Origin of the sequence: Clostridium ljungdahlii DSM 13528 (genome assembly GCF_000143685.1) — a bacterium.
Classification (GTDB): domain Bacteria; phylum Bacillota; class Clostridia; order Clostridiales; family Clostridiaceae; genus Clostridium_B; species Clostridium_B ljungdahlii.
Window position 1 is genome coordinate 3448766 of the sequence record NC_014328.1, and the last position, 15765, is coordinate 3464530.

Consider the following 15765-nt stretch of genomic DNA (forward strand, 5'->3'; position numbering starts at 1 on the left):
AGACACCTCCCACTTATTTTATAGTTGCAAAGAAACATTCATCTATTCTATCAAAACTTGGCATTCCTAATTCAGACACTTTAGTTTCTACTGTCACTGGATCTTCTTTTAACATAGTAGTTATTGCAACACCAGTGTTAACTATAGATGTTTCTAATTTCTCAGTGCCATAAATCTTGTCTGCTTCCTCTGGAGTTGTACCATAAACAGTACTTCCCAAGGAGCCATCAGGAATTAAAGTAACTAAATTATCTTCATAGTAGCTTTTATCTGAATTATCTTCGGCAGTATACGTTCCATTCAATAAACCAGTAGATAAATCAAGTTTTGAATTTAAATAAGCTATTATATCTGCATTTGTTACAATAGTTGCACCAATATTCCTTGCCATTAATTCATTTTTTATTGCTGTATTTAATTTAATGTATCCTAATACTACAGATGTAAATATAATCCTTGTAGGTACACCGTATCCATCATCAGTTAAGGCTTTCTTCCATCTCTCAATATCGCCAACAATATCTGCAGCAGGATTATCCCATGCAGCAGTGCCAGTTAACACTTCTTTATGACTTGCCGGAACATTATAGTCTACAACCATATCTCCATCCTCAGTAACAATATTTATTGTACCTTTCTGTAATGCTTGAGCTCTCATTCTTATCATGTCAACTTCTGCACCATCAACCAAACCTTGATAATTGCCATATATCTGTGAAACAAGCTGCTCAACCAAATTTTGATTATTAGCTTGCATTGCAAGTAATAAATTTTGCCTGTCCTTTTCTTTTATAAGTACACTTTCCTTAAAAAATGGCATTTCCTTTTTCTCTAAGTTCAAGCTAGCGTTTAATGCTCTGGATTTAACAGCTACATCAAAACGAGACATTCTTAATGCTACAGGCTTTTTCTTGGAACCTTTAGCAAGTTCTATTTCAGTTCCTAGCTGCTTTGTTGGTGGAAATAAAGTTTTATCTATTGTTGTTGCTGGTGGCAAGTTTTGTATATACAATGCTATTTGCTGCGCATTTATAAATTCTTGTAAAGTCATTTATATCTCCTCCTAATTACATAAATTTGATCATATTTAATGCTGCTTTAGCTGCATCTGCTGGAGCTGTTGGTAATTTAGATGCATCAACAAATCCAAATATTAATACGGATACATTTTCAGTGCCCATTGAATTATTAAAATCTACATTCTCATAGACGATCCCAAATGCTGTACCATCATTTACGACCTTTCCAGTGGCATCTATTATAGTCCCTGCTGGAAGTATGCCTTTAGCATTTAATGTAGTAGCTGTTTTAGCTACTTTGAGATTTACAGGTAAAAAATACTGATTATATTTCAATATGTTAACCTGTGAATCCATAATTGTTGTTGTACTTTGTCTCATAAACCATTCCTCCTATTTAAAAAATTTGTTTTGTTCTTCTGTATTAACCATTGATGCTGCTTTCTGCTTTGCAAGTTTTTCTCCTAAAGATGTAATCGTTGGTGGATTCTTGTCGATCCCACCTGTATTAAAGTGTCCAGTACCGAGTACTTCTTTTTCAAAGAGATATTCTCTATCTTTCTTCATAGGCTCAATTTGTTCATTAATACCAACTGCTTTTCCATCATCTGAAAGCTTTATATTTTCATAATTAATAAGCTTCATTGCTAGTTCAACATCTTTAACCTTTGATTGCTTTAAAGCTTCTTTAACTGCTGTATCAAGTTTAATTTTAGTAAGTTTAGCTTCATAATCTTTAGTAGCAGCTTCATTTTCCCCTTTAAGTCTCTCTATCTCGGCTGTAAGATCCTCATTGCCTTTGGCTTTACCTTTTAAAGTTTCAAGCTGTGTATCTCTGTCCTTTAACTGCTTTTTATAATCTTTTATTGAATTATTTGCAGTATCAAGCTTAGATTTTTCAACATAACCAGTACTGTCCACAAAATCAGTATCTTTGTACTTATTTCTAGTTTCCTCTGGAAGTGATTTAAAAGCCTCTTCTCCTATAATCTCATTTAACTTTGGCATTACATCCTCTCCTTTTTTAATTTTAAGTATAATAAAAGACGTATTTCTACGCCTCATACTTTTCCCTAAGTTCCTGCATTATTTCTTTGTTTTCCTGAACTATTTCATCATATTGCCTTTGTAAATTATCTATTTTTTTAATATTTTTTCTTATTCTTTTGTCCTTATAAAAAGAAGTATATTCTTTCTTACAATATGGACAAGTAAAATAAGTTCTTTGAACATTATCATTTATCCACTTTGTTTTAAGCTTTTTGATTTTAAATGTCTTTCGACAGGAATCACATTTTATTTCTAGCATTTTTAATGTTTCTTTTAAACTGTTTTTCATAAAAACCCCCTAAAACAAAAGCACCTACTATTTTTACTTAGTAAGTGCTTTTAACCTACATTTTCTAATTCATAGGGCTTAAAAAATTCAGTACATATAGCTTCACCGCTACTGTCTGAAAACTCAACCAAATATGCCTCATTAGGCTTTTGAAAGCATTCAACAATTGCTCCTATGCTACCTTTTTTTAACTTGTATTCAGGGTAATCTTTTTTTACTTTAACACTGTCAAATTCTTTAAAAGTCATATTATCACTTCACCTTCTTTTTCGTAACATATACAGATGTTAATGACGGAAAGTCATCACCATTTTTTATTATCCAAGCTGTAAGAACATTAGCAGTTTTCCCATTAGGACCTTCTAAATTCATTATAACTTCATAACGCTTGCCATACTGCGTTTCATCTTTGTAAATTGCCTTATAATTTTCTATGTTTTCTTTAATATTCCTAATTAAGTCATCTGCATTTTCTTGATTGTACCCTAATGCCTTATCAAATGCAATAGCTTTATCTTTGCCTGTTGGATGATTCATATTTAAAGCATAGTCTTTTATTTTAGGTTCTGGTACTATGGCATTATCTATATTAGGCAATAATTCTTCTAAATCTATTTTATCATCATATTTATCATTTGTACCATTATCTCTATTATTTTTAATATTTATATAATTACTCTTCTTATTGAAGTAGTCACCATATTTTTCATACCATTCATCAAGTAAGCTATCATCATTTCCATCAACCCAATTTCTTAACCTAGAGCCTATGTTTTCTAAACTATCATCAACTAAAGGCTCCTGATAACACAAACCATTAGGATGATCCATAGGGCAATCCTTAAGTAAGTATTCTCTTCCATCTCTATCTTTACATAAGCTACAAGTCCTACCTGGTGCAAAAACGCTATGCCATCTAACCTTCGTTATAAATGGATTTCTTTCACAACTTTTTAATAATGATAAAGTATATGCATGACTTATTGAAGTTCTAGCAAGCCTCTGAGCACTATAGTCAATTGTTTTTGAGGTACCTGGATAAACCTTTTTCCAATCCAAATCTTTTTGTGCATCTGGATTTACATATGCCTGAAGATCTTGTGCTAATTCAATAGCACTTTTCTTTTCAACTATACCCTTTTGAATTATCTTATCAATATCACCATTTACTTTATTGCCAGTCCACCATATTCTCTTAGAAAGTCCTCTACCATCTTTGTATATATTGCCTTTAACAACCTCCTCTACTACATCACTAGGTACTTGAGAAAACATACTTGTAAAAGTTTTACTCATTCCTAATCCATATCTCATATTAATCTGTCCAAAGAAATCTAGTTGTATTGCTGTTGCATATTCAGCGCTACTTTTCATGTTTTCTTCAATAATAGATTTTAACATTTTATTCATTTCTTTAACTTTTGATCTTACAGCCTTACTATAATCCTTTAACCACCTCTCTGTTAAGCTTCCTTTTCTGGCCTTATTCGCTTTGATTTTTAAATCTTTAGCAGCTTCTTTATATAAGTCTCTAATTTGTTTAAACTGATTTCTTGTGAGCTTGTCTCTGTTTTCCCTGGCTTCCTTAATTAAACTTTGGTACTCATTCATCTAAATTACCATCCTGAATTGTCTGCATTTCATCATTTTCAGCTGCAGTAATATCACTTATTTCTTGAATTATCTGTTCATATTCTCCGTCTGCATCCTCAACATCGCCATAAGTTTTAATGTATTCTTTATGACTTTTAACATTTGCTGCAACTTCATCCATTGCAAGTTTCTTTTTATCATCAGTATCTTCAGGTATAGGATAATTATGTTTAAATAAAACAGTATAAGAAATACCTAACCACTCATCTTTAAAGGTGTTATAACTATATTTAGCAGATTGAATTATAAAACTTATCAAGCTCTTAAAAACTGGTTCCCAATCATTCCATTTTTCTTCACATCTTGCTATTAAGTCATTATACATATACTTCATAGCTTTTGCACTTGGGATATTGCTTAAATCCTTGACATTAGGCATGTCTAAAATATCCCTCATGTCTTTATCGATTCTGTCAAGATAACTATTTGCTGCTTCAGCATTACCCATACTATATTCTAGTCTTTGGACAACTGCCTGTTTACCATTTTCATTAGCATTATCTTCAGTTCTTACAGCATGTAATGCATTAGGTGCTATAGTTAGTTTACTTACATCATCTTGATTACCATCAATAACAGCCTCTGCACCAAACATTTGAAACCTTAATGCATCTGCATAATCTGAGTTCTTTTTATTATATAAAGTTTGTGGTCCTTTTAGATCCTCAAGATCACTTTCACCAAAGTCATCATTAAGTTCTCCACCATTTTTTATAAGCCAGCATGGAATAGTATCAAAACCTGTACTTTGAGTAATTTCTTCAGTAGGACTGCTTAAATCATTTCCAGAATAAGTTTGCTTTTTATAATATGCTTGAACTGGTAAATTCTCATTCTCTCTATCATAGAAATAAGTATGAATATAATAAATCTTTTTAGTATCATCCTGCTGGAACACATTCCTATCATCTTCTTGAAAGAAACTCACCTGAAGCAGATCACCATTTTTTTCTTTATAAGAGAAATCTTCTATGTTCTCATACTTAATTGATATTGGAGCTCCTGGATTAACTTCCAGCCTTAAAAGAATTCTTTTCTTTATAGTGCTCATAAGAAAAGCCTTTCTTGTATTTTTCCAGAACTTATTGTCCTCAAGTATATCATTAATAAACTTTCTTAAATCTTCACAACTATCTGCATCATTTGCATTATCTGCTTTAATTGTTATTGTAGGTTCTACACCAAACATAAACCTTGCCTGCTTTTTTAAAAGTGGTTTAGCCTTGTTTCTTATATCTTGTGTTGGCTCATAGTCTACATTATCATTGTTTTCCCAGCTTTGACCTAAGAACACTTTATCAGCCTTGGCAAGTTCTTTGTTTATACATTTGCCCTTATAGAAAAGGTAATCTCTAAGAACCTTTCTTCTTTCTCTTTTTTCTATAGGTGGTAATTGCAGTAATGTTTCCCTTACATCATTTATCACTAGAATACAGCACCCCCTTTCCTTTGTTGGTTAAGTTTAATAGTTCCATTACCTTTGTTATACACACTATCTGCATATTTCTGTTCTTTAATATCAGCAACCTCATATCCATCTAAACCATACCAGATAGCTGAAAATGAATGACTATCGATATTAAATTCATCTTCTATAATCTCACCATTTTTATCTACTGCATAAGTAAGATCTTTCAATTCTTCTATGGTGTTAGTACAGTTATCAGAACATATTATTTTCTTGAATCTCTTTACTTTCTTAGTATTTTGAAGTCTTGAACCTTGAAACTTCTTAGCACCACGCATATTAAATCCTTGCTGCTTGTAATATTTTATAGTCTTGGGCTCTGCACAATCAGAATAAATAATCTCTTGAGTTCTCTTAAACTCAGCTATCTCAATGGCAGTTCTATCATCTGTCATATGGTTCTTATAATATTCCCAATAGATATAAAGTATTTTGTTATCATCATCAATACACATTCTTACAATAGCGTTATATGAAGTTTCAAAACCAAAGTCCATGCCAACTCTTTTAATTGGATTCTTTATATTGCCTATAGACTGAAGTACTGCATAATGTGGAGCAACTTCAAACTGCGGAAGTACTCTCCTTCCATTTATGCCAAATCTGCCTTTACGTGCTATCCTATACAAATCAGGATCATAAGTTTTTAGTTCATCAAGCTGCTCTGTATAACTTTCGGGCAAAAATAAATTATCATCTGCAGTTGAGTGATGATAATATGTGTTGTTTCTTATGACTATTCCTTTTTTATAAAGTTCTTCATCATCAAGAATAAATATTTTTTTCTTGTCATTTCTGAAAAAGTGCTTATATGTCCAATTATCCTTGCTTACAGGGTTAGTTGAAAGTATCATATGCAATGACAGGCTTGGATGCCTTAAACGCCCTAAAAGCTCCTTAAATCCTGCATATTTAACCTCTGAACATTCCTCTATCCATACTATAGAAACATTATTTATAGATTTAAGTTTTGAAGGTTTATCCATGCCCTTGAATATTATCTTAGAGCCATTAGGAAACTTAACCTGCATTGGTGATGTTACGCACTTTATTTTATCATCTAGTCCCATATCAGTTATTATTTCTTCAAGTAATGAATAACAGCTGTCTCTTATGGTATCAAATACTTCTCTAACCACAAGCGCAGTTCTTTTTTCCTGCAGCAATTTAAGTATTAGCTTTAATGCCACATGGTAACTCTTTGATGATCCTAACCATAACCACCAACAAGAAAATAAAATTTATTTTTCCAGTCAAATAAAAAATCCTCAAAGTGAGGATTTATCTCCTTCATGATAGTCACCTTCAAACCACCTCCAATAAAAGCCGTGAAATCTTCTATTTAGATTAATAGCTCTTGCTACTTTACCATTTGATTTTATACCATGATGTAAACATGCTTGCTTCTCATTTCTATATATTCTAAATACATCACCATTTTTATCTAACTGAACAACAGGTTTTTCAAAATTCATCAACCCATTATCCATTGCATGAATAACATTGTCCTTCCTACTAATCCATTCTAAATTAGTAAAGATATTATTAAACGGATTGCCGTCTTTATGATTTACTTCAGTATAAGCATTTGGATTGTCACAAAAATATTCTGCTACCAATCTATGGACTAAGAACCATTTTGTTTTACCTTTTAACGACAAACCTACCTTGTGAGCAATATATCCTTTTACAGACCCCTTATTTTCAAACTTTGCAAGAATCTTTCCTTTTATTAATTTATTCATTACTCTTCCGTCTTTGCAATATACTATTCTTCTCTCATCATTGCTTCGTACATTCCCTAAATTTGAAACACTATACCTTTCGTTGTAGCCATCAATTTCTCTCCATATTTCCTTCACTATAACCACCTCTACTTTCACTATAACATAAGCGGTTATGGTAAATACATAATTAAATATAATTTTACAATTCAAAGTGAGGATTGACTTCCTTTTCTACAGCCATTATTCCTCACCCTTTCGTTTTATTATTATTTTTATCGGTTTATCTTTGTCAGGGTTTTTAACTTTATTAACCTCAATTTTAAGTTTTTCGCACTTTAACTTTTGCTCCTCTGTAGCCATATCCATGTGCTTAGACAACCAATCAAGGGCTTTCATCTTATCCTGAAGCTTAATTTTAATACCATCCTTACCTTGTGATACTTCTGAAATGACAGTACCATCTATTTCATCAGAATTATTAAAGTCAGTATAATTGTACTTAATTGTCTTTTCCTTACCCTTTTTATCTTTGACTTTATATTTTCTTTGTCCAAATTTTATATAGTCTGTTATGTCTGCAAATGCTATATCCATATACTTTTGAAAGATATCGTCTGGACTTAACATTGCTCTATTTAACCTATTTTGCTTTAGCCTCTGAATTTCTTCTTTAACTGTAGTTTTCTGTAGTAGTTGGTACCCTATTTCTGAGGCTCTATTTTTTGAATACCCAGCCTTAATAGCAGCCTTAGTTGCATTGAAACATTTAGGGTAATAAATACAAAAGAGCCTTTGCTTATCGGTAAGTTCCGAGTTTAATACCTCAGTAACTTCTTCAAGCTCTGGCTCTTTATTTATAGTATTCTTTTTATGTTTGGAACGTTCCGTATTCTTTTGAAACGTTCCTTTCAATTTGCTGTCCCATTTATCTTTATTCTTCCATCCCCTTATAGTTCCAGGTGAAAGATTTAAAAGCTCTGCAATCTTTACTAAATCAATAGCACCGTTATGTTTCTTATAAATATCGAATGCTTTATCCCTGTTAGGACTTCTCTGTCTCGGCATTTCTACACTGTCACCACCTGCCTATTCGTTTTGTTTTGATATTGAAAAAAGTCATCTTAAGAACCATTTTACTTTCTTATTTCGAAGCAATGTAAATAACTACAATCGTAGAAATTAAAAGTATAAAAGCAGCTAACTTATCTTCCAATTTTATGTTATCAATAATATCTACTATTTTATCTTTTAAATTCGATATAAATTTTAATATCCATTCCTGTATAGATTTTAAAAAATTAAAGAATTTATTAATAACCCACCATTGATTTAGTTCCGAGAACTTATATAGCTGACTAATTTTTTTATCTCTAGGGATTGGATTACCTTCACAAATTTCATTTTTTTCACTACTTTTTTTATCATCAAACTCTTCATTTTTAACTTTTAAAAGTATTTCTAAGCATAACTCATAAAGACTTATTTTTCTTGCTGTTTTTTTATTATTAAAATCATATAAAAATATTTCTAATCCTATTCCTATTATCGTTACTATTCCAATAACAGCTAAAATTAAAATATATAAATTCGGTGTAACTTCTTTTTTAAATTTATCTGTATTTAAAATTGCTATCCAAACAGAAACATTAATAGTTAACATTAAGCATATAAAAGGAACTGATGTAAAATTTCTATTTTTTAAATTATTAATAATGTCTTTAAGTTCCAATTCATCTGATATAATTAAGTTTTCTTCTTTTCTCTGTCTATATATTTCTTTGATTTTCTCCATAAATTTATTTAATTTACATCCTTGCAGTAAATTAATTGTATCTTTATCATTAAAAGCTTTAATATTTTTGAAATACTTTTTATAATTTTTCACATAAAAGTCCATGTCATTAGTAGTATCTAATTTATTAAATTTTAGAATTAATTTATAAATATAGTTAGGTAATATAGCTGTACCTACAAGCAAAACTACAAATAGCAATACACATTTTAATATAATATATATTAAATTAACTATAACCTTCACCTACCTTTAACACATATATTCGTCATAATCTCCAAAATTCCTGCTAATTAGGAGGATTTTACTATAAAATGTTGAATATTGGGTTAAAGGGAGGTGATAACTATGCAACATATTCCTGTAACATCATCTGATTTAAACTCTGTAGGGTATGATCCTACATCTCAAACATTAGAAATACAATTTAATTCTGGTGGAGTATACCAATATTTTGGTGTTCCTTCTAATATTTATGAAGGCCTTATGACTGCACCTTCACATGGTAAGTATTTTCACGCTTATATAAAAAATAATTACTCATGGCGAAAACTATAATTTAGTCAATAACAACAAATACTATAGCTGGACCATTTGCTTTAATTGCTTTTTCTACATAAGGTTCAACTGTAGTAGTTTCTACACCCTCTCTTGATTTTAATTCTTCAACTAATTTCTTTGTAGATACATTTTTCAAATCCATTTCATCATCACCTTCCCTCTATTAATAGCTCCATTAATTCTCCTGTAGCAATCATGTCTCATAAGTTTTTCAATATCAGAAAAGGAGAAGTCTTCTTCCTTACCTCTCCTAGATCTTCTTTTATTATTATTTTCTTTTAGTTTTTTATGAATATCTGATTGCTGTACCTTTAGTATTTTCTCAACTTTCACACCTCTCACCTATCTTTAATTAAATTTTTATTTCATTTATATAAATATTATTGACACGTGTTATTTATACGTGTTATAATGTAATTGTAAGGAGGAAGGGGATGAAACCAAAACAAATACTTAAACTTCTGAACGATAAAGGATGGATAATAAAACATCAAGGCGGCTCACATATTCAATTAATTCATCCTGATATACCTGGTAAGGTAACAATACCCAATCACAATAAAGACCTTAAACCAGGAACCCTAAACTCAATACTTAAGCAAGCAGGGCTAAAATAAAGCCCTCTTGCAAAAGTTTATATATAATTTCTAAAAAGGAGGCTGTACTCAATGGACAAATATATTTATCCTGCTTTATTTGAGTCTTCAGAAGATGGTGGCTACTGCATAACATTTCCTGATCTGCCTGGATGCATAACTGAAGGTGATACTTTAACTGAAGCTCTTACAATGGCAAAAGATGCATTAGAACTTCATTTATATGGTATGGAAGATGATGGTGATGAAATTCCAACCCCTACACCGCCGGAGAAAATCAAAACACACCCAGGAAGTTTTGTTGTTCCTATAGAGGCTTATATGCCTTTAATACGTGAAGAAATGGCAAATAAGGCAGTGAAAAAGACTTTAACAATTCCTTCTTGGTTAAATAAAATAGCTGAAGAAAAAAAGATTAACTTTTCTCAAATCTTACAATCTGCATTAAAAAAGCAGCTTAATATTAAAAACTAAGTAGAGTGGATAAACAATTCCACTCTATATTTCACTACACAAAAAATAAGCACTAGTATACCTAGTGTTTATTTTCCGTTTATACAATACATATTTTTAAATTTCTTTCACTATCTTTGGATTATATCCTGCCTATTCGCTCTATATTGAAAAAGAAGCCCTCTAAAGGCTCCTTAGTCATCATTGTTTTGTATATTCATCCACTTCAAAAGACGATATTTTATCAAATACAACATATTCAGTTTTCTTTGAAAATGGTTGACTACTATCAGTTTTATCAAACGCATAATATGGACTTCCATTGCTTCCTGAAGATCTGTTATTATACCAACTAATAAAGTCATTTAATTTACTCATACTTACTGTATATGATTTTACATTTCCATTAGTCATTGTCAAATTTAAAATAGCATTGCCAATGTTATCTGTTGGATTTGTTGGCGTTGTACCCTGCGGATTTTCATTATATGGTTTTAATTTTCCCGTCGAATCTATATCTATTGCGTCCAAAACTTGATATCCATCTTCCAAATTAACAATTTCTACATAATGCTCTTTATTTGATAAATTAGAATTTTCAAAACAAATTACAAAAGGTATGTCATTTGTACTATTCTCAATAACATTTCCATAAGATATTCCATCTATAGATATTTCTATATTTTTTGATCTATTTGGATGCTGCCTATTTATAATTCTCAATTTATTCCCTGTAAAATTAAATCTAATTTTGCTATTAACAGCAGATGAATTATGTTCTGTACTTAAATAATTTAATGAGGTTGTAGAACTCCCCAGAACAAAAGTACTGTCATAAGTTATATTAGTATTTGTGTCATCAAACCTTTGCCATCCACTTTCAGGTGCAGTTAGTTGTTGTCCTACTGTAGCAGCCTGTGCATTACTATTTGGTAACAATCCAAATAATAATGCCATACTAAATACTATAAATATTTTTACTAATAACTTTTTCATATTCTCCTCCTATAGCCTATCTTCATCTATTAAAATTTGTAATTTGGATTTGCAAGCATATATTCTCCTATTTTAAGTAAGTTAGCATCATCAATAGCGCCATCTCCAACTATATCTGTATTATATTGTGGAAGTGACGTAGGAGCTTCCCCATAATGTCTACCATCAATGGCTAAATCCAAAAGTGTAAATTCTCCACTATTATTTACATCCTTTAATGTACTATCTTCTATAGTTATTGTGGCCTGTCCACATTGTTCATCTGTTAAATCTTCCTCTGTAGTAATACCATCTGAAACCCTACCTTTTGTAACATCAACTAAAGCATCTCCTGCAGCTATTCCTTTGAAATTTAACTTTAGTAGTGTCTTTTTAGCATTGACTACATTAGCTGATCCTTTACTTGCAACTATAAATCTCAATTCTCCATCTTTGCCATCACTTTTTACTAGCTTCATTCCATCTACTTCATCTGCACCTAAGAATTGCAATTTAGTACTATCATATTTTATTCTCACATCTTCTGCGGCTATATCCTTTATATTATCAATAGTTAAATTAGCTGATACAGTTTCAGTCTTCTTTATTTTGGTTTTTTCAGGTTCTATATTCAAAACTGTCCCTTGTGATACTGAAGGATCTATTAAATATCCATCTTCATCTATATCTATTGCATCAAGTCCAAAATAATTTATTGGTGTAGAAGAATTATCAATTATTTCAACAGTATGTGATTTTTTTTCTAATCCTACTTTTTCATATAGTAAAATTTTATAGGTAAGTATATCTCTTCTTGTAAAAATCGTATTATCAACAATACCATCTATTTTTACTGTTACATTATCAGCGCCTTGAGGCCCAGCAGCATAAATATATCTTAACTTCGAACCGAAAAAATTAAATTTAATGCTAGTATTAAGATTTCTGCATATGGTTTCTGTTGAATTATAACTAGGAGGTGTATTATATTTTTGCCATCCTTGTCCTAAATAACTAATATCACTATTAGTATCGTCATATCTTTTCCACCCCTTCTCAGGATTACTCAATACATCACCCAATTTAGCATTATTTTCAGCAGTACCATTTAAATTACTAGTTCCTATAACTCCATCATCTGCAGCAAAAACATTATTACTAAAGCATCCTATAATAACAGCAAAAGCCATTACAAATACAATACCTAAGTGTTTATAAAACTTTTTCATCTGTATGTCCCCCTATTAAAATAATTTTTAACAATTTGTAAACAACTTCTAAAAACTATTTTAAACCCACAACCCTAGTCATATCAACAAAAATTGTAATACAAATTCTCTTATAATAATACATATAATAGAATTTATGTAAATTTTAGAAAATTAAAATTTAATTTGCTTTAAGATAAAAATTTTTTATTTACACGTATTGTATTTGTTAACTTATATTACTTCTGTCTTAAAGCACCTCTAACCCTCTTGTAACTCCTGCTCCCCATCATTTTCTCAAACTCATTATGACTTATATTTCTTTCTTTTATGAAATATTTATTTATCTTCCTACACCTAGGGCATTTTATTTCTATGCTTGCATTACCCTCTGCTTCCATAAGTAACTTACCACAACTTTTGCATCTTATCTTACTCATTCAACTCAACTCCTTATAAATAAAAAAAGGAGCCGCACATAGAATTCTATTTCTACATACGGCTCTCTGGGGGCTCAATTATTATAATTACCTAATATTTTTTTATAACGCAAAATAGGTATCCTAAATGACAGATACCTATCTCACACTATAATAAAGGGGATCTAATCTATATGCTTTTTTGTGGTGGTTGCATTTAAGTTTAATGTGCCCTGCAACCGTAGACACAGATGGTCTTTAATTTCTTTAGGACATTATAAGTATACAAAACGTTTGTTACAATTTAATGTCATATAAGTAAAATACTTATTTACTTTTTAATATTTTGTAAATAATATTAAGATAAGCACCAGCTTTAGCCAGTACTTACCTTCGTTTATACAATATATAATATTAAATTTTATTTACGGTTTCCCGTATTGGTAGCCCCATTTAACCCTGGAGCCACAGGTTTACCAAAGAAATATTTCCACCAGCGTAATCCCTGATGTTTCATTTTAGCCATAATCGACTATATATAGTATATACCACTTTTACATGAATTTTGTTCCGAATGTGTCCTATTTTTGTTTCAAATTTGTCTTATTTTTGTCCAATAATTTTGTATTAAAATTTTACTTTTTATCTTTTTTCTCATCATACTCCATTTTTTCAAGAAAATATTGTAACCAAATATAAGCTATTCCTTGATATGCAATAATAGATTTAAATATTTGTTCAAAATAAGATAATTTAATAATTACAACTATGGATATTGTTCCCATAAAAGCAATCCAAAACGTCACTATTACTTTTGCTTTTGCTATAGATACAATATCAAATGATACTAAATACATTATCCATAATATAGTAAATATTGTGCTTACAAAATAAAATAAATTAAGTGCATTTAACAGCTCAATTCTTATACCAAATACACCATAGATTAAATAATCTATAACCGCAGAAAGCAAAATAGTAATAATTGTAGAAAATATTACCACTCCATAAATATATCCATAAAATGAATGATGTCTAAATAACTTTTCTGGTGTATCACTTCTTTTGTCTATATGTTTAAAAAAATAAAGTTTATCATTTTTAAAATAAAGCATTGCAATAAATATTAAAATATAGCAAGCAAAAAGGCCCCCTATAATTCTCTTAAACAAATAATTATTTGTATAATTGATTAAGAGAATTATTATTCCACCAATAAAAAATATTTGAACAAAATGTTTATACATATAACTAATAATTTTGTATATATACATAAAAATATCATGAAATGTTTTTTTCATTTATGCTAAAGTCACACTCCAATTTTTATTTATAGCTAAATTGTTCAGTATTTTTTATCGACATTTTTATAACTTTGCTATCTATACTTTCATTAATTTTCAGTTTTCCTTTTTTTAATCCTAATAGATTTTCAATTTCTTCTGGACTTAGCGTTAACCCCATATTAGACATTTCTGATAATATCCCTTTAATATCCAAAATATCATTATCTATTAAAATATCTACTGCTCTATTCAAAACAGTTGGTTTGCTCATAATTAACGTATCATCTAGTGGTTCACGTTTTCTCCAACCTAGTTTACTCATTTTTTTCATTGCAACTTGATATGAACTGTTAGTAAGTATTTCTAAATGATTTGCTCTAACTAGCATCGCAGAAATTGAAGTCCTCCATTTTTTCTTTAACTGCTTGTAGTAATTCAAATCCGTCGGATACATACTTGCATCTCTAGTAAATCCATTCTTAGGTAAAAGAAATGCTGATGCAAAAGCATGAGCTTCATTTTCCATATTTCTAATCTCTTCTCTAGTTAAATCTTCTATATCTAAAAATCCGTCATGCATTATTATGTGCCCAAGTTCATGTGCCAAACTAAACTGTCTTCTTACGGCTGAGTATTTATCATTTCCTAATACTACTATAAAGCGCTTCACTCCATTTATATTCTGCTGCTGACTATATGCATCTATGGTATCAGTATTAGTATTCATAGAAGTAATTATTATGCCATTTTTCTCAAGAAGGTATACCATATCCTTAATAGGTTCCTCACCTAGTTTCCAATAATCTCTAAGTCCCATAGCCATGTCTTCTATTTCCATATCTTCTTCAAAATCAGGCAAATTTAGCTCAGGAAATTCTATATATTCATTCAAGAAGTTAAAAATCTTTCCTATGAATTTAGTTTTTTCTTTTTGAATATTTTCTTCTTTTTTTGTCAGTTTGCTTAATGCCCTAAAATAGGTATTTCCTAACTGTATATTCACTTTATCTTTTTCATAAAAATATTCTCTTGGAAATTTAAGTTTATCTACAATTTTTATTAATGTTTCGAATAATGGAGTTGATTTGCCATTTTCAAATTGGGAAATAGCCTGCTTTGATACTCCTATATCCTCAGCTAGATCTTTTATAGTTTTCCCTCTATATTTTCTGGCAGACTTGAGCCTTTCTCCATTAAATTTTCTATTTATTTTTTTACCTACATCCTCTTTATTACCATTTAACATTTTTCATGCTAGCCTCCTAAATG

Annotated in this window: 20 protein-coding genes and 1 pseudogene; 3 read left to right on the plus strand and 18 right to left on the minus strand. The window is 30.2% G+C overall.

Going from position 1 to position 15765, the window contains the following annotated elements:
* Positions 1-13 precede the first annotated feature (13 nt).
* The 11 genes and pseudogenes from CLJU_RS15440 to CLJU_RS15490 form a co-directional block, all read right to left on the minus strand.
* Complete coding sequence (locus CLJU_RS15440) at positions 14-1051, minus strand: major capsid protein (RefSeq protein ID WP_013239762.1); 1038 nt, start codon at positions 1049-1051, stop codon at positions 14-16.
* 16 nt (positions 1052-1067) lie between these two features.
* Positions 1068-1400, minus strand: coding sequence for a hypothetical protein (locus tag CLJU_RS15445; protein ID WP_013239763.1), 333 nt, complete (start codon positions 1398-1400; stop codon positions 1068-1070).
* 12 nt (positions 1401-1412) lie between these two features.
* On the minus strand, positions 1413-2027 hold the full coding sequence (locus CLJU_RS15450; RefSeq protein WP_041705174.1) for a phage scaffolding protein: 615 nt from the start codon (positions 2025-2027) through the stop codon (positions 1413-1415).
* A gap of 46 nt (positions 2028-2073) precedes the next feature.
* Positions 2074-2358, minus strand: coding sequence for a hypothetical protein (locus CLJU_RS15455; protein ID WP_013239765.1), 285 nt, complete (start codon positions 2356-2358; stop codon positions 2074-2076).
* A 50-nt stretch (positions 2359-2408) separates the two neighbouring features.
* Entirely contained in the window at positions 2409-2606 is a 198-nt protein-coding gene (locus CLJU_RS15460) for a DUF4926 domain-containing protein (protein WP_013239766.1), read from the minus strand.
* Positions 2607-2610: 4 nt separating this feature from the next.
* Positions 2611-3969, minus strand: coding sequence for a DUF6883 domain-containing protein (locus CLJU_RS15465; protein WP_013239767.1), 1359 nt, complete (start codon positions 3967-3969; stop codon positions 2611-2613).
* Positions 3962-5437, minus strand: a complete 1476-nt coding sequence (locus CLJU_RS15470) for a phage portal protein (protein ID WP_013239768.1) — start codon at positions 5435-5437, stop codon at positions 3962-3964. Before CLJU_RS15470 ends, CLJU_RS15465 begins: the two co-directional genes overlap by 8 nt.
* Positions 5437-6782 (minus strand): annotated as a pseudogene (locus tag CLJU_RS15475) (PBSX family phage terminase large subunit). The gene CLJU_RS15470 and the pseudogene CLJU_RS15475 overlap by 1 nt, the downstream one beginning before the upstream one ends.
* Positions 6748-7341, minus strand: coding sequence for an NUMOD4 domain-containing protein (locus CLJU_RS21435; protein WP_013239770.1), 594 nt, complete (start codon positions 7339-7341; stop codon positions 6748-6750). The pseudogene CLJU_RS15475 and the gene CLJU_RS21435 overlap by 35 nt, the downstream one beginning before the upstream one ends.
* A 105-nt stretch (positions 7342-7446) precedes the next feature.
* On the minus strand, positions 7447-8271 hold the full coding sequence (locus CLJU_RS15485; protein WP_013239771.1) for a terminase small subunit: 825 nt from the start codon (positions 8269-8271) through the stop codon (positions 7447-7449).
* Between the two features lie 76 nt (positions 8272-8347).
* Entirely contained in the window at positions 8348-9244 is an 897-nt protein-coding gene (locus tag CLJU_RS15490; protein WP_013239772.1) for a hypothetical protein, read from the minus strand.
* A 102-nt stretch (positions 9245-9346) separates the two neighbouring features.
* Here CLJU_RS15490 and CLJU_RS15495 point away from each other — a divergent pair, with 102 nt between their 5' ends.
* Positions 9347-9556 carry a KTSC domain-containing protein gene (locus CLJU_RS15495; RefSeq protein WP_013239773.1) on the plus strand — a complete coding sequence of 70 codons (210 nt, stop codon included), beginning with the start codon at positions 9347-9349 and terminating at the stop codon, positions 9554-9556.
* 1 nt (position 9557) lies between these two features.
* Here the strand turns inward: CLJU_RS15495 and CLJU_RS22390 are convergent, their stop codons facing one another.
* Both CLJU_RS22390 and CLJU_RS15500 read right to left on the minus strand, forming a co-directional pair.
* Positions 9558-9701: a BC1881 family protein gene (locus tag CLJU_RS22390; protein ID WP_013239774.1), complete on the minus strand. Its 144-nt coding sequence runs from the start codon at positions 9699-9701 to the stop codon at positions 9558-9560.
* Positions 9692-9892 carry a hypothetical protein gene (locus tag CLJU_RS15500; protein WP_013239775.1) on the minus strand — a complete coding sequence of 67 codons (201 nt, stop codon included), beginning with the start codon at positions 9890-9892 and terminating at the stop codon, positions 9692-9694. Before CLJU_RS15500 ends, CLJU_RS22390 begins: the two co-directional genes overlap by 10 nt.
* Before the next feature lie 101 nt (positions 9893-9993).
* Between CLJU_RS15500 and CLJU_RS15505 the strand changes: the two genes are divergently transcribed.
* Positions 9994-10176 (plus strand): type II toxin-antitoxin system HicA family toxin, encoded by a 183-nt coding sequence (locus CLJU_RS15505; RefSeq protein WP_013239776.1) that lies wholly within the window; start codon positions 9994-9996, stop codon positions 10174-10176.
* Positions 10177-10227: 51 nt separating this feature from the next.
* Entirely contained in the window at positions 10228-10629 is a 402-nt protein-coding gene (locus tag CLJU_RS15510) for a type II toxin-antitoxin system HicB family antitoxin (protein WP_013239777.1), read from the plus strand.
* 180 nt (positions 10630-10809) lie between these two features.
* Here CLJU_RS15510 and CLJU_RS15515 read toward each other — a convergent pair whose 3' ends face one another.
* From CLJU_RS15515 to CLJU_RS15540, 5 genes are all read right to left on the minus strand, one after another.
* Positions 10810-11604: a hypothetical protein gene (locus CLJU_RS15515; protein ID WP_013239778.1), complete on the minus strand. Its 795-nt coding sequence runs from the start codon at positions 11602-11604 to the stop codon at positions 10810-10812.
* A 29-nt stretch (positions 11605-11633) separates the two neighbouring features.
* The gene (locus CLJU_RS21440) at positions 11634-12812 is read right to left on the minus strand and encodes a cohesin domain-containing protein (protein ID WP_013239779.1); all 1179 of its coding nucleotides are present in this window, start codon (positions 12810-12812) and stop codon (positions 11634-11636) included.
* A gap of 218 nt (positions 12813-13030) precedes the next feature.
* Positions 13031-13231 (minus strand): Com family DNA-binding transcriptional regulator, encoded by a 201-nt coding sequence (locus tag CLJU_RS21445; RefSeq protein WP_013239780.1) that lies wholly within the window; start codon positions 13229-13231, stop codon positions 13031-13033.
* A 614-nt stretch (positions 13232-13845) separates the two neighbouring features.
* Positions 13846-14511 carry a hypothetical protein gene (locus CLJU_RS15535; RefSeq protein WP_013239781.1) on the minus strand — a complete coding sequence of 222 codons (666 nt, stop codon included), beginning with the start codon at positions 14509-14511 and terminating at the stop codon, positions 13846-13848.
* Positions 14512-14536: 25 nt separating this feature from the next.
* The gene (locus CLJU_RS15540) at positions 14537-15742 is read right to left on the minus strand and encodes an XRE family transcriptional regulator (protein ID WP_013239782.1); all 1206 of its coding nucleotides are present in this window, start codon (positions 15740-15742) and stop codon (positions 14537-14539) included.
* Between the last annotated feature and the right edge of the window lie 23 nt (positions 15743-15765).